This window comes from Klebsiella sp. R390 (assembly GCF_051131745.1).
GTDB lineage: Bacteria > Pseudomonadota > Gammaproteobacteria > Enterobacterales > Enterobacteriaceae > Klebsiella.
The window spans coordinates 204,143-229,571 of the sequence record NZ_CP180445.1; the positions used below are offsets into that span (position 1 = coordinate 204,143).

Genomic DNA, 25,429 nt, shown 5'->3' on the forward strand with positions numbered 1-25,429 from the left:
TGGATGGCGCAACCCCAGGATTGCGCCCGCCCGGTTATTGCGCCAGCTTCCCTTGTGAAAGATCGGCTGCGACCTGCTCGTACAGCCCGTCCAGCCGGTAGAAATACATGATGACCATGTTGATTAACGCCAGTGCAAAGGGAAAGGCGATAAACAAGAACTCAATCATCGCGATCACCTGCGGTGACTGAACCGCATTGCCGCCGCTGACAAAACCAGCAGCGCCCAGCATCCAGCCGACACTTGCGCTACCCAGTCCCATTCCCAGCGTCTGCCCCAGCGTACCCGCGCTAAACAGGATCCCTTCCATCCGCAAACCGGTTTTCCATTCACCGTAATCGATGGTATCCGCGAGGAAGGCAAACATCGTCGCGCCGATACCGCAGAAACCGACGCTGCGCACTGCTGTCGCCAGAATGATGTACAGCGAGTTGGTTTTATCAAATAACGGCAGCAAATAGGCGATGCTGCACACCGTCAACCCCAGCAACGCCAGGTTACGTTTTCCCAGCCGTCTGATAAGCCACGGGATAATGAGCAGCGTGATAAGCCCTGGAGTATATTGCGCCAGACTGATCCACGACATCAGTGAGACGTCCTGCAGGATATAGCGTGAGTAGTAGACGCTTACCGTGGAAAGCGCGGTCAGGCTGGTAAAGGTAATCAGCAGATAGAAGAAGATCATCAACCAGTAACGATTACCGGCTATCGAGCGGATCACTTCCCGGGTCTGGATATGGTGACGGTTTTCCTGATTAACCGGTTTGATACGTTCACGAGTCCAGGCGCCGGTGAGCAACAAACACAAGGCGGTGAAGAAGCCAAAAATAGCAAAGACAATAATCCACGCCGTCTGGCTATTGCCCAATGCCGCCACCATTGGCAGCGTAAAGACGCCGACGGTCAACGAACCACAGGTCGACAGCCCTTTACGAAAGACGCTAAGCACTCCACGCTGCCAGGTATCGCGGGTGATCAGTGCCAGTAATGAGCCATAGGCAATATTGTTGGCGGTAAAGAAAATATTCGCCAGCAGGTAGGTTACGCAGACATAAATTATTTTGCCATTGTCGCCAATGCCGGGAACCGTCGCCATCAAAAACGCCGATAAGCCAAATGGCACCGCGGTCCACAGCACCCATGGCCGCGCTTTGCCTAGCCGGGTATCGGTTTTATCAATGCGGATCCCGACGAATACGCAGATCACACCGTCCACAACGCGAGCAAAAAACATTAACGAGCCTATCAGGGCGGCCGAGATACCGACGATATCGGTATAAAACCAGGCCAGGAATGTCACCATCATGGTATAGGTCAGGTTGGTGCCGTAATCCCCTAAACCAAATGCCAACCGTTCACGAAAACCGGGCTGTTCATTGGTTGTCTGTACCTGCGTTATTGATAAGGAACTCATGCTCTGTTCTCCAGAAGAATAATTTGCACATCCCAATCACTTAAGAGAATGTTATCTCCGGCCTTAATCTCATCGCCATTAAAGAGCATTCGCCCGTGAGGCCAGTTAAATGTTACCTGTTGCGGTTCCGCACTATAATTAAAGAAATAGATCAGCTCCTTATTATTCTCATCAACGCCATGACGCATAATAATCGGGAAGGTGATATTGTCGTCTGGTACTGCCGTCGGCAGCGTTTCTTGCAGTATATAGCGCATCATTTCACGTAATACCTCAGTCGATAAATGACAGCCGATATACGCCGCACTACCCTGCTGATAACGGTTAAATGTGGCGGCAGCATATTTATTCCAGTAAGGATGTTCGTAGCGAGCCAGGACTGTCGCGTTATCTTCCGGCACCAGTAATTCCATCCAGTCGTCAACGACGGTATCCAGCCCGGACAACGATAAACAGTCCGAGGTCAACGTCGTGCGATCCGGTTCAACAAATAATTGATAACTCGCCCCTACCGCCGCAGAGATAATCCCCGGCTGCTCGCAGGTTCTCACCTTCATATTTTCATCCGCAAATGCCGATTTAAAGGAGAAAATGGCATGGCCACCCGCTTTAACGTAATTATTAATCTGATGCAGAATCTCATCGCTGACCGTATAAAGCAGCGGGCAGATCAGCATTTCATAGCTGAATATTCGTGGATCGTCGATGGCCAGAATGTCGACTTCAATATTCATGCGGTACAACGTGTCATAGTACTGGCGGAAAATATCATTATATTGATGCTGGGTATCCCGGCTAAATTGATGCCCACGCCAGGGGTGCCAGTCAATCGCCGTCAGGCATTCATTACTGACCACCAGGGCGATACGGCTTTTGCGGGCATAGGCCATCACCTGCGGCGCAAAGTCCCGCAGCTCTGCCCCTGTCTGGCACACTTCCTGATATATCGGATTGGCTTTCAGGTCATGGCTCAAAATCCCTTTCCAGTAGGTTTCATAGGAATTATGCAGAGAGTGCCAGTGCCAGTACCCCAGCAGGCAGGCGCCGCTGGCGACGTGGCTCCAGGCCTGCAGCCGTAGCTGGCCGGGGAACGGCGTCCAGTCTTTAAATGCCTGAGCCTGAGTTTCCAGCACCATGTAGCGGCGGTCTTTTGTCACCCGCGCGATATCGCCGCTAAAGGCAATTTCGGCACCCGTCAGGTGAAACTGGCTGGGATGATAAACATCCACGCCGGTAATATCGACCACCGCCGAGGTTTTAAAATGGTCGACTTCTGCGCGGATCCCGTACGACCAGTTGCGCCAGTCAAAATCAAAATTATGCGTAATAAACTGTCGGTCATTTTTATATTCTCTGACCAGCTCAGCCTGCCAGCTAAGAAAACGCGTGACCAGCGATCGCTGGAACGCTTTAAACGCGCTCCCGAGACTGGCGTTTATTGTACCGTTCATCGACGGAAAATCTTCCCACGCGCCAATGCGGTTACTCCAGTAATCAAGGCCAAAGGCAGAGTTAAGTTCATCAAGATTATTGGCAAAGCGTTTTTTTAATGCTTGCACAAATTCTATTTGTACATTTTCAGAGCAGGTATCGTAGTATTTTGTTTCATTATCAATTTGAAAGCCGATAACAGCGGGATGCTGTGCCGTCGCCTTTAATAACTGGCGTATAATTCGCTCGGCATACCACAAATAGGTCGGATGGGTGATATCCATTTTTTGTCTGTGGCCATACATATTTTTCCCCTGAGGGGTCGTTGCCATCACATCGGGATATTTTTTGGCAAGCCAGGCGGGGATCGCATAGGTCGGCGTACCGATAATTACCGCAATATTATTGTGGTACATCGCATCCAGCACCGTGGTTACCGAACTAAAATCAAACTCGCCTTCCCGTGGTTCAAAGGTGCTCCAGGTACTTTCCGCGATACGCACATAGTTAATACCTGCCGCTTTCATTAAGGCAATATCTTCCTGCAACCGCTCTGCTACTAAATATTCCCGATAATACGCTGCACCATACCAAAATTGATTCATTATCCGCTCCTCTGTGTTACCGGAAACATAACGCAGAATCATCGGGAACGGATGAAATTAGCTGCTAGCAACATAGAGCAATCTGCTATCGCTATAGGGAGTCGATAGCGATCACATTTTTCAACGGTCAGCATCGGGATGAGTACAGCCGTCGGAAGACGATTGTGCGTTATAACGTCCAATGCTATAGTATTTCGGATGTTATAACGCACAAGAGGTTACTATGCGCTCGTTTTCATTCCCTCTGCCGACGCTGCTCGCCGGTTTTATCGCCGTGCTGGTGGGCTATGCCAGCTCTGCCGCCATTATCTGGCAGGCCGCCGCCGCCGCCGGGGCCAACGCCCACCAGATAGCCGGCTGGATGACGGCGCTGGGGCTGGGCATGGGGGTCAGCACGCTGGCCCTGACCCTGTGGCGCAAAGTGCCGATCCTCACCGCCTGGTCGACGCCCGGCGCGGCACTGCTGGTCAGCGGGCTGCAAGGGGTCACACTGAACCAGGCGGTTGGCGTCTTTATCTTTGCCAATGCGTTGATTGTGCTGTGTGGGATCACCGGTCTGTTTGCCCGGCTGATGAAAATCATCCCGCATTCGCTGGCGGCAGCGATGCTGGCGGGGATCCTTCTGCGCTTTGGTCTTCAGGCTTTCGCCACCCTTGAGGGGCACCTGCTGCTATGCGGCGGGATGCTCGCCGCCTGGCTGCTGTGCAAAGCCTGGTACCCGCGCTTCGCGGTGATTGCGGCGCTGCTGGTTGGTGGGGCTATCGCCGGGTTGTCCGGTGAGATCGTCGGCGGACATATTACACAACTGTGGGTCCTGCCGGAGTATATCGCGCCGCAGTTTACCCCTTCTCTGCTGCTCAGCGTCGGGCTGCCCTTCTTCCTGGTCACGATGGCCTCACAAAATGCCCCCGGTTTCGCCACCATGCAGGCTTCCGGCTATCGGGTCCCGACGTCTGCACTGATTGTCGCTACCGGCGCGCTGGCGCTGATTCTGTCGCCTTTTGGGGTCTATTCAATCTGCATTGCCGCCATTACGGCGGCCATCTGCCAAAGCCCCGAGGCACATCCTGATCCGCAACAACGCTGGCTGGCTGCGGCAGCAGCAGGCGGTTTTTATCTCCTTGCCGGACTGTTTGGCGGTTCGATCACCGCGTTGATGGCGGCGCTTCCGACGGCGTGGATCCAGATGCTTGCCGGGCTGGCGCTGCTCGGCACCATTGGCGGGAGCCTGTTTCAGGCGCTCAATCAGGAGAATGAACGGGATGCGGCGGTGGTGACGTTTCTGGTGACCGCCAGCGGTATCACCCTGGCTGGAATTGGCTCTGCCTTCTGGGGACTGGTGCTGGGGGGAGTGAGCTTCGCCCTGCTGTCAACGCTGCGCCGCACGTAGCTGCGACGGCGTCAGGCCCGTGGCGCGCTTCACCCGGTTGCTAAAATGGCTGGCAGAACTAAAGCCACAGGCCATAGCGATATCGGTCAGCGAACGGGCACTACGGCAGATCAGCTCCTGCGCCTTTATCATTCGCCGCTGCATCACATACTGATGCGGCGCCATGTTCATTGACTGGCGGAACATTCGCGCGAAGTGATACTCACTGAGCGCCGCCTCCTGCGCCAGGTCCGCCAGGGTGAGCGGCTGATCCAACTGCTCTTCAATCCGCGCCAGCAGATTACGCAGCACGTGCGGCGCCAGGCCACCGGAGACCGTTGGTAAACGCCACTGCACATTTGAATAGTGCTGTATCAGGTGGGTTAGCAGCAGCGTGCTGGCGGAACTTAACGTCAGCTGGTTAGCCTGCTGCTGCCAGTCGTAATCGAGCAGGAACTGGCGATAGACGGCGGTAATTTTGTCATCCTGCGAGAAGGTCTGTTCCTGCAGGCTAAACGACGCCGGGCTGCGATCCCAGATCTGCTCCCCGACCTTACGCAGATGCTCATCGGTACAGTAGAGATGGACGAAAGAGAGGTCGCCGCGGATATCCCAGGTGCTCTCCGCCCCTTTTGGCATCAGGCAGAAACGATCCGGACCGCCGCCGTTTTTCCAGCCCTGCGGCGTTTTTTGATAACTTTCGTAGCCGTCGGCCACGTACAGGCTCAGGGTGTGATGGTTGCTGCGAACGGTCACCGTATCGAGATTGTTATACCACGCCGCCAGCTGAATACCGGAGTTCAGCTCTACCGTCTCCCGCAGGACGGCATTTTGTCGACGTAATGTTTCGAAAGTCCCGTAAGCCATAGCCTTTACACATCCGATTCCGTAAACCTCTAGTCTATGAAGAGTCGGCGCCAGATACCAGATCTCTCCCGCCCCTGGGCAAAAATAAGCGCAAGAATTTGCAAGTGGCTCCCCGACAGATGACAGCGCAGGCGCTAAACCGGTGACACACTACCCGCTGGCGTGTTTACGGGAGAGAGAAGTTGAACGCATTACTGTACGGACTGGTCGTGATTATCTGGGGCACCACGTGGATTGCCATCTTTTTACAACAAGGGCCTGTCGCTGCCCCGGTGTCTATTTTCTGGCGCTTTGCTGTCGCGAGCGTCACGATGCTGGCGATTCTGCTGGTCACCCGTCGCCTGCGTCCGCTGGCCCTACGCGATCACCTGTTCTGCGTGTTGCAGGGTTGCTGCGTATTCTGCTTTAACTTCTGGTGTTTTTACACTGCGGCCGCGCACATCAATACCGGCCTCGAGTCAGTCATTTTTTCCATGGCGGTGCTGTTTAACGCCATAAACGGTTTTATTTTCTTCCGCCAGCAGCCTCCGGCACGTTTCTGGCTCGCCGCCGTTCTCGGTCTGGCCGGGATTGTGACCTTGTTCTGGGACGATCTGCTGCGCAACGGGCTTAATGCATCGCTGCTGTGGGGCATCGGCCTGAGCGCGTTGGGGACCTACGGGTTTTCGCTGGGAAATATGCTCAGTATGCGCCACCAGCGTCGCGGTCTGGAAACCCTGACTACCAACAGCTGGGCGATGCTGTACGGCACGCTGGTCATGGGCGCCATCGCCCTGCTGCGTGGTGATGATTTCACCCCACAGTGGACGTTGAGCTATATGGGGGCGCTGCTGTACCTGGCCTTGTTCGGCTCGGTGATTGCTTTTGGCGCCTATTTCACGCTTGTTGGCCGGATTGGCGCCGGTAAGGCCGCCTACAGCACGCTGCTGTTCCCGCTGGTTGCCCTGACAATCTCAACCTTTTACGAAGGCTATGTCTGGCACGGTAACGCGGTGGTCGGGCTGGCGCTGATTCTGGTGGGTAATCTGGTCATGTTCGCCCGCCCCGAGCAGTGGTTCCTGCGCCGCAGGCTGGCGTAATCTCGCGATTCTCGACTGAAAAAAGGCGCCTCGAAAGGCGCCTTTTTGACCGTCAGGCCAGGATTTCTATTTCTGTGTCGGGTCAAATTTCACGGCGTCGATCGCCATATCATCAATCACCTGCTTCAGGGTATCGGCTGTCATCGGCGTATTTTCGTTAGCCAGCGCTTTCCCCTCGCCTTTACGCACCACTTTAACTACCGGTTTGTTGGTTTTCGGGTCAATCAGCTCACCTTCAAAATAGAGACTGGTATCCATCGTGCGATGCCCGGTGGCCATCTCCGTACCTGCCACTACCATGGCGACCGGAATCACTTCATAGAACTGCAGCCCTTCTTTGCTCGAATCCACACCGGTGATGGCGCCACGGAAAATCAGGCTGCGCGGACCAGGTTTTGTCACCAACGGCTTACGCTCGGAAATCGCCTGTTTCATCTGCTGGTTGGTGTAATTGAGAATATCGCGCAGCGCTTTTTCTCCCACCTGAGTAGACGGTTTAGGAATCGGATAATAGGTGATCGGGTTATAGACAACGTTGTCATAGTTTTTAGGATTGTAATCCGGAGAAATCCAGCGCAGTTCCGGTTTACCAGAAGCCGACGTTGTTTCTTTTAAATTTGAATAGTCTTTTAAGAAACCAGAATATTTTTCCGGGGAGGCAATTTTTGAGGCACAGCCCGTCAGTGCTAACAGGCCAGCAAGGGCTGCTATTTTAAAAATGAAATGAGTACGCATGTGTGAATCCCTGTAAATGCAGTTGTCGGCGCGATTTATAGCAAACTACCGGACTAAGTTTTGTGACAAAAAAAGGGGTTCGTCAAACGTTTGCAAAAATAAATCCGCCACGGTGGGCGGATTCACATTTCCAGATTATTTTATATCGACCTGATAGAAAATATGCTTGCCAAAAGGATCGATTTCATAGTCAGAAACCGTATTGCGAACCGGCTCAAAGATTGTTGAATGAGCAATCATCACCGCCGGCATTTGATCATGCATCATTTGCTGCGCCTGTTTATACAGCGCTTCTCGCTTTTGCCGATCGGTAATCGATTTCGCTTCGGCAATAATATGGTCAAATGGCGGATAGCACCATTTTGCCGAATTCGATCCACCGTTCGCCGACTGGCAGGTAAACAACGGTCCGAAGAAGTTGTCCGGATCGCCGGTGGCGGTCGTCCAGCCCATCAGCGCCGCCTGGTGTTCACCGTCTTTGACACGCTTGAGGTATTCACCCCACTCATAGGTTGTGATCTTAGTCTGCACGCCAATCTTAGCCCAATCGGCCTGAATCATCTCGGCCATACGTTTGGCATTGGGGTTATACGGACGCTGCACCGGCATCGCCCACAGGTCAATGGTGACAGGCCCCGTAATACCCGCTTCCTGCAGCAGCGCTTTCGCTTTTTGCGGATCGTAATCGTAGTCTTTTAACTCGCTATCGGCGCTCCACACCCCCGGTGGCAGCAGGTTTTTCGCGGCGCTGCCGGTCCCGTGGAACACCGCTTCAATGATTGCCGGTTTATTGATCGCCAGCGCCAGCGCCTGACGAACTTTGACATTATCCAGCGGCGGTTTTTGGGTATTAAATGCCAGGAAACCGGTATTCAGACCCGCCTTACTCAGCAGCGTAATGTTGGTATTTTCTTTCATTCGCGGCAAATCGGCCGGGTTCGGGAACGGCATCACCTGGCATTCGTTCTTCTCCAGTTTGGCGTAACGCACCGATGCATCCGGGGTAATGCTAAATATCAGGCGATCAATTTTCGCTTTCCCTTGCCAGTATTGGGAAAGGCCGTAAATAAAATACGGGAATCTTTCTGGTATTGCGCCAGCTTAAACGGCCCGGTACCAATCGGGTCGGAATCGACACGCTGCGGCGTACCGGCTTTTAGCATCGCATCAGCGTATTCCGCAGACAAAATAGAGGCGAAATACCATGCCAGGTCGGCGACAAACGGTGCTTCAGGACGGGCCAGGGTGAAGCGCACCGTATATTCATCAGGCTTATCAATTGCGGTAATTAACTGACCAAACTCGAGGCTTTCGAAATTCGAATAGTTACCGTTGGAGACATTATGATAAGGGTGCTGCGGATCTTTTTGCCGCATAAAAGAGAAAATCACGTCATCGGCATTAAAATCGCGAGTGGGCGTGAAATATTTATTGCTTTGAAACTTCACCCCTTTACGTAAATGAAAGGTATAGACCTTGCCGTCTTCACTCACCTCCCAGCTTTCCGCGAGGCTCGGCTGTAATTCGGTGGTGCCGACCTTAAAGTCGACCAGGCGGTTATAAACCGGCACCGCACTAGCATCAACGCTGGTACCCGAGGTATAGAGTTGTGGATTGAAATTCTCCGGCGATCCTTCGGAGCAGTAAACCAGCGTCTTTGCGCTCACGCTGGAACCGAACGTGAGCGCCGTTAATGTCAGAGCAAGCGTGGTGAGTTTGCGTTGCATAACGTTTCCTTTTTTAATTTGTCAGCTAATGAATAGCTTGTTGTTTTCCATCCCATACATAACACTAAAGCCAGATTGCAAACACCTGAAAATATAAATAAAGAAGGAATCACTATGTCATCTCCTCTCGCTCACCAACTGACCCAGCGCTTCTTCCGCTATCTCGCCATCAGCAGCCAGAGCGATGCGCGCGCGACCACGCTGCCCACCACGCCGGGGCAACTTGAGATGGCCCGCGAACTGGCCGATGAGCTACAGCGTCTCGGACTGGACGATATCGTGATCGATGAACATGCCACCGTCACGGCGGTGAAAAAAGGCAATGTTCCGGGCGCGCCGCGGATTGGTTTTATTACCCATATCGACACCGTTGACGTTGGGCTCTCACCAGATATCCATCCGCAAATATTGCGTTTCACTGGGGAAGACCTGTGCCTGAATGCTGAAAAAGAGATCTGGCTGCGCGTGAGCGAGCACCCGGAAATCCTCGCCTACCCGAATGAAGAGATTATTTTCAGCGACGGCACCAGCGTGCTGGGCGCCGATAATAAATCCGCGGTGACTGTGGTGATGACGGTGCTGGAAAACCTGACGGCAGACCATCGCCACGGCGATATCGTGGTAGCCTTTGTGCCGGATGAAGAAGTCGGGCTGCGGGGGGCGAAAGCGCTGGACCTCCAACGTTTTGCTGTCGATTTTGCCTGGACCATCGACTGTTGCGAGCTCGGGGAAATTGTCTATGAAAACTTTAATGCCGCTGCGGCAGAGATCCGCTTTACCGGCGTGACTGCCCATCCGATGTCGGCGAAAGGCGTGCTGGTTAACCCGCTGCTGATGGCCGCCGATTACATCAGCCATTTTGACCGTCAGCAAACGCCGGAGCATACCGCCGGGCGCGAGGGTTACGTGTGGTTCAATGGGATTCAGGGTGACCAAAACCGCACCCTGCTGCAGGCCAGCATCCGTGATTTCGACCGTGACAGTTTTTTACGCCGTAAACAGCAGATCGGCGAGGTCGCCGAAATCATTGCCGCCCGCTACCCGACCGCCAACGTTGAATTCTCCATCAGCGACACCTACAGCAATATCAGCAATGCCATTGGCGACGACCGCCGGGCCATTGACCTGATGTTTGAAGCGATGGAGAGCATTGGCGTCACGCCGAAGCCCACGCCGATGCGCGGCGGCACCGACGGTGCGGCGCTATCTGCCAAAGGCCTGCTCACGCCAAACTTTTTTACTGGCGCGCATAACTTCCACTCAAAATTTGAGTTTCTGCCGCTGCGCGCCTTCGAAGCGTCATACCAGACCGCGATGCAGCTGTGCCTGCTGGCGGCCCGTTAAGCCGGTTTTTGCGCCAGCATGGTGGCAAAACGCAGCTTGATGCGGTTACCGTCGGCGTCGGTGCGGTGCAGTTCGCCCACCTCTTCGTTATATCTGAGGAACGTCCAGCCGGCGTAATAGCGCCGCAGTTCCTCGGATTTAAAGGCAAACGGGAAGCCAACGGTGCAGGGATAATCCTCGGTATCCATCGCCGCAACGATCAGGTTGGAGCCGCCCGGTTTGGTACAGCGCTGCATGTTAGCGATCAAGCCTGGGATGGTTTCCGCCTGAAGGAACATCAGCACCACGGTGGAGAGAATAAAGTCATACTCGCCGTCAAAACTCAGGGTATTAAGATCCTGCACCGCAGTCTGTAAATTGTTCAGCCCTTCCGCTTCGCGGATCCCCTCCAGCGTGCTGATGCTCATGGCGTTTTTATCCCACGCGGTCACGTCGTAGCCGTTGGCCGCCAGGTACAGGCTATTGCGCCCGTTGCCACAGCCCAGATCGAGCGTCTTTCCAGGCGCAACCTGGCTGGCGGCGTACAGCACTTCCGAGTGGGTGCGGGTCAGGCCGTATTTGTCAGTAAAGTAGTTTTCGTCACGGATAATCATAATGAGTCCTTGTTTTTTAATAAGCTCGCCCGGTCGACGCGAATCAGCAGTTTGCCCTGCACCAGCAGCAGAGCGGTGCGAACAAGCAGCAGCCCAATCACCAGATTGGTGAAGACAAACAGCGGGATCGCCAGGTAATGGAAAAAGCCGTCCGGGTGACTATGCCCGAGATGCAACCCGGTGCTGGCCAGCGCGGAAATACCAAATGAGAAGCTCCAGAAAGAGGCATTAAACGGCTGCCGGACATACCATGGGATCAATCGCAGCATAAACAGCAGCTGCAGCAGTCCATAGCCGAACAACAGTTTGGCGAAGGTATCCGCCTCCCCGCCGTTGACGCTTAGCCAGGCGCTACAGGCCACCAGTGCCGGGGCCAGTTGAATACCCAACGAGGTCCGCAGGGCGGCCGGCAACTCGTTGTGGCTACGCAATCGTTGCAGGATTACCGGCTCCAGACTGAGCCAGGAGAAAACGCCGGCGCCCAGAAAGACCAGTCCGGCGTCGGTAAAACCCAGCGCGCCACAGGCCATCGCACTGATGAAATTGTTGGCCACCGTCGGCAGATAAAGACCCGGCGTCGTCGCTTCTGCCGGATGCTTGCCCCGCCATAGCCCGGCACTTTGCCACGCGGCGTACCCCAGTTGCAGCACCACGCCGATGGCGAACAGCACCAGCGAGAGCGGGCGCAGCCACGGCACAAAGCCGATTGCCACCAACATGGTGGTGGCCGGGAACAGGCTGACGAAGCTGCCGGCGATCGGGTGCCGGGCCTCCTGCAGGACGCTCCACGGAAAGCGCAGCGCGCGCAGAATAAATGCCAGCGCCAGCAGCGCCCAGATCGCCGCCGCCAGGGCCACCAGGCCATCTCCGACAGCCCGGCTCACTGGCCAGATAGTGCTGGCGTAACGCCAGGCGAAACCCATCCCAATAATGCCCAGTACCATCCCGAAATAGCCTGCAGGTAAATTCAGGGCCTGCTGCCCCTGCTGTTTATTATTCATTTTGTTTAATTTTTCAATTTATCTTTAAGGTGCATTTTAAAAGAACCTTATAAAACGCGCTACGGCATTTTTTGCTATGTTTATGTTAAGCAAAAGTAAAGAGAAGCCTTGATGAACAAATATCGACTCAGCGAGCACGTTCGCCTGTTTCACTATCAAGAAGACGGCATTAAACATAGCGTAAATCTACGGCAAATTGTGGCCTTACGTGATTTTGCCGACGTGCAGGCCGGAAGCGAAGGCGGCTGGCTGGACGAGGAGTCGGCACTCAGTCATGAGGGCCACTGCTGGATCTATGACCCCAACAGTGCGGTATTTGCCGGGGCGCGGGTGGAAGGCAACGCGCGGCTCACCGGCACCTGTATCGTCAGCCATGGCGCGCGGATCCGTGGCGAGGCGTGGGTTGATAACGCCGAGGTCAGCCATCACGCAGAAATAAGTGACAACGTCACGGTTGAGCATTCGCACATCCGCGGCTACTGTCGTCTGGCCGATCGCGCACGTATTCTCCCCCACTGCCTGATCGTTGCCGCCCAGGGTCTGACCGCCGACCGCGACAAGTATCTGCAAATTTATCAGCGGGCCACCGTCAGCGCCTCACGTATCGTTCATCAGGCACAAATTTACGGAGATGCCTTTGTCGAGCACGCCTTTGTCGAACATCGGGCGGAGATTTTTGACCATGCGCGGCTGGAAGGTAACGATGACAACGATGTCTGGATCTGCGATAACGCCCGGGTTTATGACCATGCGCGGATCATCGCCGGGCGCGACGACGATGCTATTCCAACCCTGCGTTACAGTTCACAGGTGGCGGAGAATGCGGTGGTCGAGGGAAACTGTGTGCTGAAACATCGGGTAATGGTGGGCGGTCACGCCAGGCTCTGCGGCGGCCCGATCCTGCTGGATGATGAGGTGCTGATTCAGGGCCACGCCTGCATCAGCGGCGATGTGGTGATCGAACACCAGGTTGAAATTGGCGACAGCGCCCACATTGACGCACGCCACGGCGATGCCATCCACCTGCGCGGCCGCAAAGTGATCAACGGCAGCAGCCACATCACCCGCACCCCGTTGCTCGGCTCGCTATAGTCAGTCACCCGGCGAAGGCAACATGCCGCCAGCCGGGGAAACCGCCCTCACTCCCCGAGGCTATCGACAATCCGCCCGTAGATATTCTGGTCGTCGTAGGCGCCGTTCAGGTACTCCGCCTGCTTCAGACACCCTTCCAGGCTGAAACCGTTGCGCAGCGCCACCTGATTGCTCTTGTGGTTCGCCACCCGGCACTTAATCACAAAACGCCGCACTTCGCCGCGGCGCGCATAATGCTGGATAAAGGCCTCCAGCGCCTGCGAAAGCAGCCCCTGTCCCTGGTGATGTTCATCAATCCAGTAGCCGATATAGCCGGTCTTATTCAGCGGTTCAATCTGGTTGAATGACAGCACGCCGACCATCTCATTCCCGACAAACAGCAAGAACATTTTGGCGTAGCCACGCTGATGCAGCATGACGTTACCCTGCACATGACGGCGGGTTTCATCCTCACTGCTCACCGCCGCGGGCCAGCTTAAAGCGTGCTGCAACCAGTGTTTATTTTTTTCAACCAGCTGGTGTAATTCGCTGACGTAGCGTTCATCCACCGCGCGCAGCGTCAGCTGGTCAGTTACCGGGATTTCTTCAGGGATGGGAGGGGTTTGGTCAGACATAGCGCTCTCTCACGGCAAGGTACCTCCGCTACGGCATCGCGCCGCAGCGGAGGTACCTGCGATTATTTCATGACCCGGTCATCAACGTAACGTCGTTCATCCGGTGCCGGCGGGAAATACTGATACAACCAGGTTTCACTGATCGCCGCACCCTGACAGCGCAGGAACATGCGCATTTCCACCGGGTCGGTGGAGTCATTGGTAGGATACCAGTCAAACTGAATGCGATAACCGTCGAACGGCTCAACGTACAGAATCTCAACCTGCTTCGCTTCACCGTTAGAGAGCGTAATGACCGGTTCAATGCCTCGAGGAGCCGCGGCTTTGAGGTCACCGCCGACAAAGTCGATGGCAAAACGACGCGCCCACTTGTCCGGGTAATGTTCGCCCGGCGCCCAGCCCTCCGGGAAACCGCCCATGCCGGTACGCGTCGCCATCACGCGGGCCAGCGGTGAACGCACCGGCGGCTGCGCGCTCCAGTACAGGCGGTAGCTAAAGTCCAGCTCATCGCCAGCTTTGATGGCTTTTTCCGGCTGCCAGAAGCAGACGATATTATCGAGAGTTTCACCGGTGGTCGGGATCTCCATCAGACAGACGGCCCCTTTGCCCCACTGGTTGCGCGGCTCGACCCACAGGCTCGGACGTTTGTTGTACCAGCCCATGATGTCCTGATAATGCGTGAAATCACGGTCGAGCTGCAGCAGGCCAAAGCCCCGCGGATTTTTGTCCTGGAAGGCGTTGAACTGCAGCTTTTGCGGGTTATTCAGCGGACGGCAGACCCACTCGCCGTTGCCACGCCACATCGCGAGGCGATCGGAGTCGTGGATCTGTGGGTGGATAGTGTCACACATCCGGCGCTCGTTGTTGCCGCAGCTAAACATACTGGTCATCGGCGAGATGCCCAGCTGTTTGATATCTTTGCGGGCATAGATGTGGTTTTCCACATCCATAATCACCTGCGTCTCCTGGCAGTTGATGACGAACTTATAGGCCCCGGTGACGCTCGGGCTATCAAGCAGCGCGTAGACGGTAAAGACCGTGGCGCCCGGTTTAACCGTTTCGAACCAGAAGGAGGTAAAGTCCGGGAACTCTTCCGGGGTGTCGGTAAAGGTATCGACCGCCAGGCCACGTGCGGAGAGCCCATACTGATAAGTGCTGTCAACCGCACGGAAGTAGCTCGCCCCCAGGAAAGCGACGATATCACGACGCGCCAGCTCCGGTGCTTTAAACGCACGGAATCCGGCAAAGCCCAGGTCGGTCTGTCCCACCAGCTGCGAGGTATCGACGCCGGCGTCGTTATAGTTAAACAGCTCCGGGCGGAAGTGAATTTCCCGCGCCTGTTGGGTCTGCGTATCTAACGAGAACATGCGCACGCGGCGACGGAAGCCCATGCCAACGTGGAAAAACTGAATGTCCAGTTTGCGCTCGTCAATATTGTTCCACAACGAATGTCCCGCATCGTACTGGATGCTGTTGTAGGCCTGCGGAGTCAGGTTCGCCAAAGTCGGCGGCAGCGCGCGCGGCGCGCCTCCCCACGGCTGACGAGAGAGATCGTGCGCCATTGATTGCAAAACGGAAAAGTCAAAACGGCGCGTCATCCCATCAGCAATGCCCGAATCTTCGGCAAGCGCGGCGTTAGAGAAAAGTGAAGCAACTCCTGACGTGCTGCATACGGCGGCAACAGCCATGGAAGATTTGAGAAAACGTCTGCGATTCATGCCTGAGAAAGCGTCCTTCTGTTGTGTCAATTGATACGCAACGCGACAAACAGATGCGTCGTGAATTTCGCCCACTCTAGACAAAAACGATTGATAATCCAATTGTTGTAAGTATAAAAATGATGAATATTTTAACTGACAAAGCCCCCGATGCTTTTACGCCACGGGGGCTGACGGTTTATTTGACGCTGACGTCAATCCCCGGGAAATATTTGGCCGCCAGACGGGTGATGGTGCCATCGGCACGCACCTTATCGATAGCCGCATCCAGTTGCTTCTTAGTGGCCTCATCGCCTTTACGCAGACCGTAGCCGATTCCGCTGCCGAGAATGGTGTCGTCAGCCACTGGCTCACCGATAAAGCCGAACCCCTTGCCCTGCGGCTTACTGAGGAAACCGGCCTGTCCGGCGGCAGACATCACCAGCGAGGCGTCAATACGACCGTTCAGCAGATCCGCCCACGCCATGTTCTGATCTTTGTACGACACCACCGTCACGCCGTGTTTTTCCCAGTGCTCTTTGGCGAAGGTTTCCTGAATCGACCCCTGCAGGACGCCGATGGTTTTGCCTTTCAGCCCTTCCGGCGTGGCCTGCATACCGCTATCCGCTTTGCCTACCAGTTGCGAAGGGATACGGTAAATCGGCTGGGTGAAGTCGATACTTTTGCGCCGCTGCTCGGTGATATTCATCGCCGAGTTGATGGCGTCGAACTTTTTCGCCACCAGCCCCGGGATCAGTGCATCAAACGAGGTCTCTTCCCAGCGACATTTCAGCCCGGCCGCCTGGCAAATCGCATTTCCGAGGTCAATATCAAAACCGACCAGCTCCCCTGCCGTGTTACGGCTTTCAAACGGCGGGTATTCGGCTTCCACCCCGTAGCGCAGCTCGCTGGCCGCCAGCGAAGAGAAGGTACAGAACATCCCCAGTGCAAGAGTGAGGGCTTTAAATTTCATCGTGGGGCTCCTTAACGCGGCTTAACGTGACACAGTGCCTGGGCACCGGCCAGTAATGTGGCTTCATCTTTAGCAAAAGAGAGGCGAATCAGTTTGTTATCAGTACCATCAGTATAAAACGCTGACAGGGGGATCGTCGCCACCCCATAATCGGTGATCAGTCGCTTGACCATTTCGCTGTCGCTTTCATCGCTGAAGTGGCTGTAATCGGCGAGCATGAAGAACGAGCCCGCACTCGGCAGCAGGCGGAAGGGCGAATCGGCCAGCAGTCGCTGGAGTAAATCACGTTTCTGCTGATAAAACGCCGCCAGCGACAGCCAGCTTTGCGGGTCGGTCATATGCCCGGCAAAAGCGTACTGCATTGGCGTGTCGGCGGAGAACATCAGGAACTGGTGGACTTTACAGATCTCGTCCATCAGCGCGGCCGGCGCCACGCAGTACCCGACGCGCCAGCCGGTCACGTGATAGGTTTTGCCAAACGAAGAGATAATAACGCTGCGCTCTGCCAGCTGCGGATGGGTCGCCATCCCGTGATGTTGCTCGCCGTCAAAGACCACATGTTCGTACACTTCATCGGACAAAATCACGATGTCGGTGTTGCGCGTCAGGGCCGCCAGCTGGTTTAAATCCTCCCGGGAGAATACCTGCCCGCTGGGGTTGTGCGGCGTGTTGACGATAATCATCCGCGTACGCGGCGTGATGGCGGCGCGCACCTCATCCCAGTTGACGCTAAAATCCGGGACCGTCAGCTTGATGGCGACCGGCGTGGCCCCCTGCAGGCGAACAATGGGTGCATAGCTGTCAAAAGACGGCTCGAAGTAGATAACCTCATCACCCGGATGCACCAGTCCGCCAATTGCCGAGTAGATCCCCTGGCTGGCGCTGGCGGTGATCAAGACTTCACTGTCGACATCGTAGCGGGTGCCGTACAGCGTCGCGATTTTTTCGGCAATGCGCTCTTTGAGCACCGGCAGGCCGGTCATCGGCGCATACTGGTTGTGCCCGGCTTCCATCGCCTGGGTGACGCCGGCGATCAGCCCGGCATCGCAGGCAAAATTGGGGGCGCCCTGAGAAAGGTTAATGGCCTTATGTTGGGCGGAAAGTTGACCGATCACGGTAAATATCGTGGTGCCAACATCCGGTAATTTGGAGCGGGTTGTCACCGGGGAAGTAAGACTCATAGCTAATCCTTTCTCATTTTAATTGCATAACCATTCAATCCAAAGCGCTACCCGGCGACAAACGAATTGTTGTCATAGTAGCCATGCATTTTGATCATACCTTGAGAAAAGAGACGGCCAGCAGACGCTGGCCGGAGGGGAAAATTACTTGCTGGTTAAGGTGTTAAAGCTGGTCATCAGGTTGCGGTAGTCCGGAATATGGTTAGAGAAAAGTGTCCCCAGCCCTTCCACATCATTGCGCCAGTCGCGATGTAGCTCACAGGCAGCACCAAACCATGACATCAACTGCACCCCGGCCTGCGACATACGATCCCAGGCGGCGTCACGGGTTATCGGGTTAAAGGTGCCGGAAGCATCGGTGATAACAAAGACCTCATATCCCTCTTCAATCGCCGACAACGCGGGGAATGCCACGCAAACTTCGGTGACCACCCCGGCGATAATCAGCTGTTTTTTACCGGTGGCTTTTACCGCCTTAACGAAATCTTCGTTATCCCAGGCGTTAATATTTCCCGGGCGGGCAATATAAGGGGCATCCGGGAACTGCGCTTTCAGCTCCGGCACCAGCGGGCCATTGGGGCCGTTTTCAAAACTGGTGGTCAGGATGGTCGGCAGGCCAAAGTATTTCGCCATGTCCCCCAGCGCCAGTACGTTATTTTTGAATTTATCCGGGTCGATATCGCGCACCAAAGATAGTAATCCGGCCTGATGATCCACCAGCAGAACAGCGGCATCATTTTTATCCAGACGAACGTAGGGTTTAGCCATGATCTCTTCCTCATCTAATTATCAGGTTATCCCCGCCAGCACTCCTGCGCTGGCAGATGCTTACAACTCATGGCAAATCATAGTTCAGTTACTGGCGGAGGATTAGCCGTCGAAACCAGAACGGATTGTCCCATTCTCTGAACGAAGCTGGCATACTGCCTATGATCAAATTGCATAGCTGGAGCAACGATGTCGCGAAGCGCCCTGCCTTTTCATGCCGTGGAAACCTTTCTGGTGACCGCCCGGCATCTTAATTTGACCCACGCCGCGCGCGAGCTGTGCCTGACCCAGGGCGCGGTCAGCCGCCAGATCGCCGCGCTGGAGGCCTGGTTTGGCTTTGCGCTTTTTGCCCGCCACGCCCGCGGGCTGCATCTGACTCCCCAGGGCAGCGCCCTCTACCCGGAACTCCAGTCGACATTCAGCCAGCTGGTAGCCGTAGCGGAACAGGCGCGGCAGCAACAAACCGTGGTGCGCCTGAAGGCACCGACCTGCGCCATTCGCTGGTTGGTTCCCCGGCTGGTGGCTATCGAACAGCGCCATCCGGAGCTGCAGATTGCGCTCACTACCACCACGGAACATGGCGTGAACTTCAGAACTGAACCCTACGACGCGGCCATTGTGTTCGGTACCCAGCACAGCGCTGGCGATCTGCTGTTTGAGGAGGCGTTGACGCCGGTGAGCAACGGTAACCTTGCCTGCGACAACACCCTCAGCGACGTCACCTTTTTGCACCCGACGCGAGATAAGACCGACTGGTCGCTGTGGCTGACCACCTTTTCGCCGGACACGCCGCTGGCTATGCGTAAAAATCAGCACTTTGACACCATGGATCTGGCGATCACCGCCGCCATGCAGGGGCTGGGGATTGCCATGGCGGACGCCACGCTGGTAGCGGAAGATGTGCGGGCGGGTCGCCTGGCGCGCCCTTTCCCTTTAAGTGTGAAAACCGGCGCCAGCTACCGGCTGGTACTCCGCCACGTGCCAGGTAAGGCCGAGGGGCTGACGCGCTTTCGTGAAGAGTTGCTTAATCCAGCGTAACGTGGTGGCGCATGACCCGGCGGAATAACGCCAGCCGCGCGCGCATAAAACGGTTTTCCAGTTTAAAACCGGCGCGCTTATGCAGCCCGATGCGCAGCAGTCGGTCCCGCCCACGCTGGCAGGCCGGCCAGCGCACGACACCCGGCAGTTCGCGACAGTGGTGCCCCGCCAGGCGCGCAAAGTTGACCCAGTAGTTGGCAACTTCGGCGGCAAAGGCGTTATCGTCATCGCTGGCATAGGTACGCACCGGCTCGGAAAGCCTGAGGGTATCAAACACATACGGTACTTCATCGCCGTGCCAGGCCCCGTGCGGGCTGGTTTCCTCGGCGGCCTGCGGAACATAGTCAAACCAGTAGCGCCAGCACGGCTGACCTACGCGCTGCTGGGCCTGCATCACCACATAACCCAGTGTGGTGAACGCCATATCGCGGCACACCTCACGCCCGAGGTTTTCATCCCCCTTTACCCCAGGATAGAGCAGCTTGATCAGCCCCAGGCCCAGGCGTCGTTCGCGGCGCAGCTTTTGGATCTGCCCGGCGATATCGACGCCAAACACTGCCATCACGCTGGCTTCATCGCTGTTCGAACCAATCATCACCGGCAGCGGATGTTGGCGACCGGCAAAAAAGGCCTCCAGCATCGGCTGGGGCAATACCGCATCCCCGGCGATCGGTGCAGGGCCGATGGTCAACGGCGCGGTCAGCGACCAGAACGCCTCTGCCGGGATCGCCCGCAGCTGTTGCGCGCTGGCATCAGGGAGCGAGAAGTGTTCGGCGACCCGCTGCCCCTTCTCCAGCGCCTTTTCACGCGGCAGATCCGGTAGCGTATAGCCGCTTTGAATAATGGCTTTATGGAACAGGCCGCGGGATTTTGGCGACACCATCAGCGACAGCACGCTGCGCGCACCGGCTGATTCACCGAACAGGGTCACGTTAGTGGCGTCGCCGCCGAAGGCATGAATATTCTCCTGCACCCACTGCAGGGCCGCGATTTGATCGAGCAGGGCAAAATTATAGACGCGCTCACCATCTTCCCCTTCCAGCGCCGGGTGGGCAAAGAACCCCAGATGGCCCAGTCGGTAGTTGACGGTCACCACTACCACGTCGCGCCCCGCCAGTGCGGCACCATCGTACGGCGGCAGGCTGCCGGCGCCGATCGTAAAGCCGCCGCCGTGCAGCCAGACCATGACCGGCAGCGGTTGCGAACGCGTCGCCGGCGCCCAGACGTTCAGGTACAGGCAGTCTTCAGAGAAACGGCCAGGATCGCCGCCGCCCAGCTCGCGGCAGTATTCAATATCCTGCCAGCTGGCGGCAGAAAATGTGGTGGCATCGCGCACGCCCTGCCAGCGCGCAGGAGGCTGCGGGGCGCGCCAGCGGAGTGCGCCTACCGGCGGTGCGGCAAAGGGGATCCCGCGCCAGATGTGGATCCCCTGTTCGGTGGTTCCGGATAACGTCCCTTGCCGGGTGTTAACCAGCGGAGTCGACAACGTCTGCATGACCTGATTCCTTTTACGGTCGTAAATGGTTCATATCAGCAGAGTACCGGTTTCAGAGCAGACCGCAACGGCGTTTGCTGCGCTCCTCCGCCTGTTGGTAGAGGGTAAATTCATCCAGCACCGGGCAGCCGAGCGCCGTTTCGAAGGCCTCGCGACTGGCATTACCGTGGCTGCGTGCCTGGGTTTCATTGCCGAGATTCGACTGAAAAATCCCGGCGGCGCTCACCGGTAAAAAATCTTCATAAATAATCGGTTGGGCGATAAGCCAGCCGCGTTCGATGAGCGGTTGCGGATCGTCACCGTGACCGAATGCCTGACGGTGGGCTTCCCCCGCCGGCGTCAGACGGTAGCGGAACCACGCCAGCCCCTGCTGACGCAGCAGAAATTCGCTGTCCGGGAACTGGCTGAACACCTCCTGCAGGTGGCGCTGGTGGTTCAGGTTATCTTTGCCGACCCCGGCTTCGTTCAGCAGACGGTCATACAGCGCGCGCCCCTTCGGCGTTAAGGCGATCCCGCGTTGCTCTATCTCGCCAAAGCGTGCGGTGTGGGTGCCCTGCTGCTCTCCGTTAAACATCACCGGCTCTTCGAGGGCTTTAAAACTGGTCTGCCGCAGTAAAATCGGCACCTCGCGGCGCGGCGGCCCTTCGATCAACGCTTTCGGGACGATCCCACACTCGGGCATCAGCGACTGTACCCGGTCGATATCGAGAGTACGCGGCGTCAGATGGTTAATATGGCAGCCGGGGAAGCACACCACATCGGCAATCAGGCGATGTTCATTATTCAGCGCGTGATAGCTCTCGGCATCGACCGTCGCATGGCTGTGCCAGCGGAAGGTCTCCAGCGCCTCGCGGACAAACTCCCGGGCTTCGGTAGCGGTAAAGCTGCCCTGCTGTTCATGCCGGGCGATCAGCTCGCGGCAACGCGGGGTGAAAATGTCGCGTCGGGCCAGGATCTCCGCCGCACGCTGACGCAGTTCGGCGCTGGCAATCAGCTCCAGGCGCAGCAGCGAGGTGAAGATGCGAAATGGGTTTCGCGCCAGCGCCGCATCATCAATCGGGCGAAACGCCGTAGAGTGCACCGGTACACCCGCCTGCGATAAATCGTAATAACTCACGGGGAACATCCCCATAATGGCAAACATCCGGCGCAACGTCGCCAGCTCCTCCGCCGTGCCGACGCGAATTGCGCCGTGGCGTTCCACATTCAGCCGCGCTAGTTCGTCCGCGTTAGCCAGTTGTTCATGGAGTTTCGGATGCTGCTCCAGCACCGCCAGATTTACGTCCGCCACCAGCTCCAGTAACGTCCCGTACTGTGGAACTTCCTGCTGGTACATCGCCGACATTGCCTGCGAAAAGTTTTCCCGAATCTCATCAGCCGTGATGGTGTTCGCCATGATGCCTTACCTCCAGTGGATACTTCCTGGAGTGTAGAGAAGGCCGATGGCGGCGGCGGGAAGAATTTACAAATTGTGATGAGGATAACCTGCCTCCCGCTTTTCTGCCTTTTGTTCCATAACGTAAAGTTATGCTAAACACCCTTTAATTTCACTTTAAATTAACAATGCATTTACACACACTGTTTCTGGCGATAACACAATAAGAAGCCCCTCTACCGATAGATACGGAGTCCGTACCCTATGAACGATAAATGGTCACCGCGTGAGGTTATTCATCGCGACTATAATAACCATCCCCCGGCTTACGCACCGGGCTACAAAACCAGCGTACTGCGCTCGCCGCGCAATGCCCTGATCTCGTTGCAAAATTCGCTGTCTGAAATTACCGGTCCGGTCTTCAGCCATGACGATCTCGGTCCGCTGGATAATGACCTGATCCTCAACTATGCCAAAGAAGGTCTGCCGATTGGCGAGCGCATTATCGTTCACGGCTACGTCCGCGACGGCTTTGGTCGGCCGATGAAAAATACTCTGGTGGAGGTCTGGCAGGCGAACGCCGGCGGTCGCTACCGGCACAAAAAAGATCAGTATCTGGCCCCCATCGATCCCAACTTTGGCGGCTGCGGGCGAGTGCTGACGGATGAAAACGGTTATTACTGTTTCCGAACCATCAAGCCCGGCCCCTATCCGTGGCGTAACCAGGTCAGCGACTGGCGTCCGGCCCATATCCACTTTTCCCTCTCCGGGGATGCGTGGGCGCAGCGCTTGATCACCCAGATGTACTTCGAAGGCGACCCGCTGATTAAGCAGTGCCCGATCGTCAAAACCATTAATAACGATGACGCCGTGCGCACGCTGATTGCCGAACTCGATACCCACGCCGCCGTACCGCTGGATTGCCTGGCCTATCGCTTTGACCTTGTGCTGCGCGGCCACCGCGCCACGCTGTTCGAAAACCGCACTCAGGGGGCTGCCCGATGAAAGAATATTTAGCCGAAACCGCCTCGCAGACCGCCGGACCGTACGTGCATATTGGCCTGGCCCCCGAGGCCGCCGGGTTTCATATCTTTGAAAAGAATTTCGGCCCGGTCCTCACTACCGCCGATACCGAAGGCGAACGTATTACGCTTGAAGGGCGCGTGATCGACGGTTCCGGTACCCCGGTACGTGACGTGCTGCTGGAGATCTGGCAGGCCAACGCCGCCGGGCGCTATCACCACCCTGACGACCGCCAGCAGAGCAAAAAGGTCGACCCGGCATTTCGCGGCTGGGGCCGCAGCTGCTCCGACTTCGCCAGCGGGATCTGGCGTTTTGAAACCATCAAGCCCGGCGCCGTGGTCGGTCGCGATGGCCGCATGATGGCACCCCATATTAATGTCTGGGTAGTGGCGCGCGGGATCAATATCGGCCTCAACACGCGGCTTTATTTCTCTGACGAGCAGGACGCCAACCATAATGACCCGGTACTCAATCTGATTGAGTGGGAAGTGCGTCGCCAGACCTTGATTGCTCAACGCGAAGTGCGCGGCAACGAGATCGTCTACCGTTTTGATATTCACCTGCAGGGTGACAACGAAACGGTCTTCTTTGATCTCTGAGCAATTACCCGCCTGATTTGCCCCGACCTCAGTCGGGGCGTCTGTTTTTTGTGCAAAATGAAAAAACTTGTAATACATCAAGGTGAAATGTTAATAATATTTTGCTATCAGGTTATCAAAATTCAATAACTTCGCTTGTCACCTATGCTGCTCTGTTTTTAACATCGATTATGGAAAAAAATGGTCTTTTCAGTCAGCGCATTCGCTTGCGCCATCTACACACCTTCGTGGCCGTCGCTCAACAGGGAACTCTGGGGCGTGCGGCTGAAACACTCAATCTCAGCCAGCCTGCGTTATCTAAAACGCTCAATGAACTGGAACAGCTGACCGGCACGCGACTGTTTGAACGCGGGCGGTTAGGCGCTCAGCTAACGCTGGTCGGTGAACAGTTCCTCACCCATGCGGTAAAAGTCCTCGACGCCCTCAATACGGCGGGCCAGGCGCTCAATCGTAAAGAGGGATTGAATAATGACGTGGTGCGCATCGGTGCGCTGCCCACCGCCGCGCTGGGGATCCTGCCAACGGTGATTGGCCAGTTCCACCAGCAGCAAAAAGATATCACCCTGCAGGTCGCAACCATGAATAACACCATGCTGCTGGCGGGCTTAAAATCCGGTGAAATCGACATTGGTATCGGGCGGATGTCTGACCCGGAGCTGATGAGCGGCCTGAACTATGAACTGCTGTTCCTCGAATCCCTGAAGCTGGTGGTGCGTCCCGGACACCCTTTATTGCAGGAAACGGTTACGCTTAGTCGGGTGATGGAGTGGCCGGTGGTGGTGTCACCAAAAGGCACAATCCCGCGTCAGAATGCCGAGACCCTGCTTCAAAGCCAGGGGTGTAAAATCCCCGCCGGCTGTATCGAGACGCTCTCCGCTTCGCTATCGCGCCAGCTGACCGTCAACTATGACTACATCTGGTTCGTCCCTTCTGGTGCGGTTAAAGACGACCTGCGCCGGGGCCTGCTGGCTTCCCTACCTGTCCCGACCCAGGGGGCGGGGGAACCCATTGGTATTCTGACCCGCGTGGACGCGACCTTCTCCTCCGGCGCGCAAACCTTACTGAGCGCCATTCGCAAATCGATGCCTGCCTGACGATCGCCGGATAACGCGCTCTGCGCCTTATCCGGGCTTCTCCGAACCTGCCCTTCGCGCTTCCCCAACGCGCCTAAAACTGCCTTAACCCATGCCCACAAGTGATGGCGAAACCATCAAAACAATCAATTAATGCGCAATTATTTTTTAACAATTGCATCAGGTTCATTAACAGTCATATCATTGCCTTTATTTCACCATATGGTTCACGCGCAATTCAGAAACTCACCCATAAGCTGCAACAACGAAGGCATGATTGCCTTCACTCAAAGAATAACACTTTATCAATTGATTCATTTGGTTCACATCTGACAA

Annotated in this window: 21 protein-coding genes and 1 pseudogene; 8 read left to right on the top strand and 14 right to left on the bottom strand. The window is 56.0% G+C overall.

Going from position 1 to position 25,429, the window contains the following annotated elements:
* Nucleotides 1-34: 34 nt before the first annotated feature.
* Nucleotides 35-1,414 (bottom strand): MFS transporter, encoded by a 1,380-nt coding sequence (locus tag ACMYSP_RS00930; RefSeq protein WP_434585000.1) that lies wholly within the window; start codon nucleotides 1,412-1,414, stop codon nucleotides 35-37.
* Nucleotides 1,411-3,450 (bottom strand): beta-galactosidase, encoded by a 2,040-nt coding sequence (locus tag ACMYSP_RS00935; protein WP_434585001.1) that lies wholly within the window; start codon nucleotides 3,448-3,450, stop codon nucleotides 1,411-1,413. Before ACMYSP_RS00935 ends, ACMYSP_RS00930 begins: the two co-directional genes overlap by 4 nt.
* A gap of 223 nt (nucleotides 3,451-3,673) precedes the next feature.
* On the opposite strand from ACMYSP_RS00935, the gene ACMYSP_RS00940 reads away from it, so the two are divergent.
* The gene (locus tag ACMYSP_RS00940) at nucleotides 3,674-4,840 is read left to right on the top strand and encodes a benzoate/H(+) symporter BenE family transporter (RefSeq protein ID WP_434585002.1); all 1,167 of its coding nucleotides are present in this window, start codon (nucleotides 3,674-3,676) and stop codon (nucleotides 4,838-4,840) included.
* Here the strand turns inward: ACMYSP_RS00940 and ACMYSP_RS00945 are convergent.
* Nucleotides 4,820-5,686 (bottom strand): helix-turn-helix domain-containing protein, encoded by an 867-nt coding sequence (locus tag ACMYSP_RS00945; RefSeq protein ID WP_434585003.1) that lies wholly within the window; start codon nucleotides 5,684-5,686, stop codon nucleotides 4,820-4,822. The two genes, ACMYSP_RS00940 and ACMYSP_RS00945, sit on opposite strands and share 21 nt — an antisense overlap.
* 182 nt (nucleotides 5,687-5,868) lie before the next feature.
* Between ACMYSP_RS00945 and ACMYSP_RS00950 the strand changes: the two genes are divergently transcribed.
* Nucleotides 5,869-6,765: a DMT family transporter gene (locus ACMYSP_RS00950; protein WP_434585004.1), complete on the top strand. Its 897-nt coding sequence runs from the start codon at nucleotides 5,869-5,871 to the stop codon at nucleotides 6,763-6,765.
* A 66-nt stretch (nucleotides 6,766-6,831) separates the two neighbouring features.
* Here the strand turns inward: ACMYSP_RS00950 and ACMYSP_RS00955 are convergent, their stop codons facing one another.
* The gene (locus ACMYSP_RS00955; RefSeq protein WP_434585005.1) at nucleotides 6,832-7,500 is read right to left on the bottom strand and encodes a DUF3313 domain-containing protein; all 669 of its coding nucleotides are present in this window, start codon (nucleotides 7,498-7,500) and stop codon (nucleotides 6,832-6,834) included.
* Between the two features lie 135 nt (nucleotides 7,501-7,635).
* Nucleotides 7,636-9,227 (bottom strand): annotated as a pseudogene (locus ACMYSP_RS00960) (ABC transporter substrate-binding protein).
* Between the two features lie 114 nt (nucleotides 9,228-9,341).
* Between ACMYSP_RS00960 and pepT the strand changes: the two are divergent.
* A complete protein-coding gene (gene pepT, locus ACMYSP_RS00965) occupies nucleotides 9,342-10,571 on the top strand; it encodes a peptidase T (protein WP_434585006.1) in 1,230 nt (409 codons plus the stop codon).
* On the opposite strand, the gene tehB is transcribed toward pepT, so the two are convergent.
* The gene (tehB, locus tag ACMYSP_RS00970) at nucleotides 10,568-11,164 is read right to left on the bottom strand and encodes a tellurite resistance methyltransferase TehB (RefSeq protein WP_434585007.1); all 597 of its coding nucleotides are present in this window, start codon (nucleotides 11,162-11,164) and stop codon (nucleotides 10,568-10,570) included. The two genes, pepT and tehB, sit on opposite strands and share 4 nt — an antisense overlap.
* The gene (gene tehA / locus ACMYSP_RS00975; RefSeq protein ID WP_434585008.1) at nucleotides 11,161-12,165 is read right to left on the bottom strand and encodes a dicarboxylate transporter/tellurite-resistance protein TehA; all 1,005 of its coding nucleotides are present in this window, start codon (nucleotides 12,163-12,165) and stop codon (nucleotides 11,161-11,163) included. The genes tehB and tehA overlap by 4 nt, the downstream gene beginning before the upstream one ends.
* Before the next feature lie 111 nt (nucleotides 12,166-12,276).
* Between tehA and ydcK the strand changes: the two genes are divergently transcribed.
* Entirely contained in the window at nucleotides 12,277-13,257 is a 981-nt protein-coding gene (gene ydcK, locus ACMYSP_RS00980; protein ID WP_434585009.1) for a YdcK family protein, read from the top strand.
* Nucleotides 13,258-13,304: 47 nt separating this feature from the next.
* On the opposite strand, the gene rimL is transcribed toward ydcK, so the two are convergent.
* The 5 genes from rimL to ycaC all read right to left on the bottom strand — a co-directional run bounded on the left by rimL (nucleotide 13,305) and on the right by ycaC (nucleotide 18,490).
* Nucleotides 13,305-13,871, bottom strand: a complete 567-nt coding sequence (rimL, locus tag ACMYSP_RS00985) for a 50S ribosomal protein L7/L12-serine acetyltransferase (RefSeq protein ID WP_434585010.1) — start codon at nucleotides 13,869-13,871, stop codon at nucleotides 13,305-13,307.
* 62 nt (nucleotides 13,872-13,933) lie between these two features.
* On the bottom strand, nucleotides 13,934-15,589 hold the full coding sequence (locus ACMYSP_RS00990) for a glucan biosynthesis protein D (RefSeq protein WP_123754160.1): 1,656 nt from the start codon (nucleotides 15,587-15,589) through the stop codon (nucleotides 13,934-13,936).
* A gap of 178 nt (nucleotides 15,590-15,767) precedes the next feature.
* Entirely contained in the window at nucleotides 15,768-16,541 is a 774-nt protein-coding gene (locus tag ACMYSP_RS00995; RefSeq protein WP_434585011.1) for an ABC transporter substrate-binding protein, read from the bottom strand.
* A gap of 11 nt (nucleotides 16,542-16,552) precedes the next feature.
* Nucleotides 16,553-17,722 carry a pyridoxal phosphate-dependent aminotransferase gene (locus ACMYSP_RS01000; protein ID WP_123754158.1) on the bottom strand — a complete coding sequence of 390 codons (1,170 nt, stop codon included), beginning with the start codon at nucleotides 17,720-17,722 and terminating at the stop codon, nucleotides 16,553-16,555.
* Nucleotides 17,723-17,866: 144 nt separating this feature from the next.
* Nucleotides 17,867-18,490, bottom strand: coding sequence for an isochorismate family cysteine hydrolase YcaC (gene ycaC / locus ACMYSP_RS01005; RefSeq protein ID WP_123754157.1), 624 nt, complete (start codon nucleotides 18,488-18,490; stop codon nucleotides 17,867-17,869).
* Nucleotides 18,491-18,679: 189 nt separating this feature from the next.
* Here ycaC and ACMYSP_RS01010 point away from each other — a divergent pair, with 189 nt between their 5' ends.
* Complete coding sequence (locus tag ACMYSP_RS01010; RefSeq protein WP_434585012.1) at nucleotides 18,680-19,528, top strand: LysR family transcriptional regulator; 849 nt, start codon at nucleotides 18,680-18,682, stop codon at nucleotides 19,526-19,528.
* On the opposite strand, the gene ACMYSP_RS01015 is transcribed toward ACMYSP_RS01010, so the two are convergent.
* Both ACMYSP_RS01015 and hglS read right to left on the bottom strand, forming a co-directional pair.
* Nucleotides 19,515-21,023, bottom strand: a complete 1,509-nt coding sequence (locus ACMYSP_RS01015) for a carboxylesterase/lipase family protein (protein ID WP_434585013.1) — start codon at nucleotides 21,021-21,023, stop codon at nucleotides 19,515-19,517. The two genes, ACMYSP_RS01010 and ACMYSP_RS01015, sit on opposite strands and share 14 nt — an antisense overlap.
* A 52-nt stretch (nucleotides 21,024-21,075) precedes the next feature.
* Complete coding sequence (gene hglS, locus ACMYSP_RS01020) at nucleotides 21,076-22,419, bottom strand: 2-oxoadipate dioxygenase/decarboxylase HglS (protein WP_434585014.1); 1,344 nt, start codon at nucleotides 22,417-22,419, stop codon at nucleotides 21,076-21,078.
* Between the two features lie 243 nt (nucleotides 22,420-22,662).
* On the opposite strand from hglS, the gene pcaH reads away from it, so the two are divergent.
* From pcaH to ACMYSP_RS01035, 3 genes are all read left to right on the top strand, one after another.
* Nucleotides 22,663-23,403 (top strand): protocatechuate 3,4-dioxygenase subunit beta, encoded by a 741-nt coding sequence (pcaH, locus tag ACMYSP_RS01025; RefSeq protein WP_174508820.1) that lies wholly within the window; start codon nucleotides 22,663-22,665, stop codon nucleotides 23,401-23,403.
* Nucleotides 23,400-24,020, top strand: a complete 621-nt coding sequence (pcaG, locus tag ACMYSP_RS01030; RefSeq protein WP_434585015.1) for a protocatechuate 3,4-dioxygenase subunit alpha — start codon at nucleotides 23,400-23,402, stop codon at nucleotides 24,018-24,020. Before pcaH ends, pcaG begins: the two co-directional genes overlap by 4 nt.
* A 170-nt stretch (nucleotides 24,021-24,190) precedes the next feature.
* Nucleotides 24,191-25,114 carry a LysR substrate-binding domain-containing protein gene (locus tag ACMYSP_RS01035; protein WP_434585016.1) on the top strand — a complete coding sequence of 308 codons (924 nt, stop codon included), beginning with the start codon at nucleotides 24,191-24,193 and terminating at the stop codon, nucleotides 25,112-25,114.
* Nucleotides 25,115-25,429 lie beyond the last annotated feature (315 nt).

Excerpts from the sequence above, each read along its gene's own strand:
- ACMYSP_RS00930 (WP_434585000.1), bottom strand. The coding sequence starts at position 1,414 with ATGAGTTCCTTATCAATAACGCAGGTACAGACAACCAATGAACAGCCC.
- ACMYSP_RS00935 (WP_434585001.1), bottom strand. The coding sequence starts at position 3,450 with ATGAATCAATTTTGGTATGGTGCAGCGTATTATCGGGAATATTTAGTA.
- ACMYSP_RS00940 (WP_434585002.1), top strand. The coding sequence starts at position 3,674 with ATGCGCTCGTTTTCATTCCCTCTGCCGACGCTGCTCGCCGGTTTTATC.
- ACMYSP_RS00945 (WP_434585003.1), bottom strand. The coding sequence starts at position 5,686 with ATGGCTTACGGGACTTTCGAAACATTACGTCGACAAAATGCCGTCCTG.
- ACMYSP_RS00955 (WP_434585005.1), bottom strand. The coding sequence starts at position 7,500 with ATGCGTACTCATTTCATTTTTAAAATAGCAGCCCTTGCTGGCCTGTTA.
- pepT (WP_434585006.1), top strand. The coding sequence starts at position 9,342 with ATGTCATCTCCTCTCGCTCACCAACTGACCCAGCGCTTCTTCCGCTAT.
- tehB (WP_434585007.1), bottom strand. The coding sequence starts at position 11,164 with ATGATTATCCGTGACGAAAACTACTTTACTGACAAATACGGCCTGACC.
- tehA (WP_434585008.1), bottom strand. The coding sequence starts at position 12,165 with ATGAATAATAAACAGCAGGGGCAGCAGGCCCTGAATTTACCTGCAGGC.
- ydcK (WP_434585009.1), top strand. The coding sequence starts at position 12,277 with ATGAACAAATATCGACTCAGCGAGCACGTTCGCCTGTTTCACTATCAA.
- rimL (WP_434585010.1), bottom strand. The coding sequence starts at position 13,871 with ATGTCTGACCAAACCCCTCCCATCCCTGAAGAAATCCCGGTAACTGAC.
- ACMYSP_RS00990 (WP_123754160.1), bottom strand. The coding sequence starts at position 15,589 with ATGAATCGCAGACGTTTTCTCAAATCTTCCATGGCTGTTGCCGCCGTA.
- ACMYSP_RS00995 (WP_434585011.1), bottom strand. The coding sequence starts at position 16,541 with ATGAAATTTAAAGCCCTCACTCTTGCACTGGGGATGTTCTGTACCTTC.
- ACMYSP_RS01000 (WP_123754158.1), bottom strand. The coding sequence starts at position 17,722 with ATGAGTCTTACTTCCCCGGTGACAACCCGCTCCAAATTACCGGATGTT.
- ycaC (WP_123754157.1), bottom strand. The coding sequence starts at position 18,490 with ATGGCTAAACCCTACGTTCGTCTGGATAAAAATGATGCCGCTGTTCTG.
- ACMYSP_RS01010 (WP_434585012.1), top strand. The coding sequence starts at position 18,680 with ATGTCGCGAAGCGCCCTGCCTTTTCATGCCGTGGAAACCTTTCTGGTG.
- ACMYSP_RS01015 (WP_434585013.1), bottom strand. The coding sequence starts at position 21,023 with ATGCAGACGTTGTCGACTCCGCTGGTTAACACCCGGCAAGGGACGTTA.
- hglS (WP_434585014.1), bottom strand. The coding sequence starts at position 22,419 with ATGGCGAACACCATCACGGCTGATGAGATTCGGGAAAACTTTTCGCAG.
- pcaH (WP_174508820.1), top strand. The coding sequence starts at position 22,663 with ATGAACGATAAATGGTCACCGCGTGAGGTTATTCATCGCGACTATAAT.
- pcaG (WP_434585015.1), top strand. The coding sequence starts at position 23,400 with ATGAAAGAATATTTAGCCGAAACCGCCTCGCAGACCGCCGGACCGTAC.
- ACMYSP_RS01035 (WP_434585016.1), top strand. The coding sequence starts at position 24,191 with ATGGAAAAAAATGGTCTTTTCAGTCAGCGCATTCGCTTGCGCCATCTA.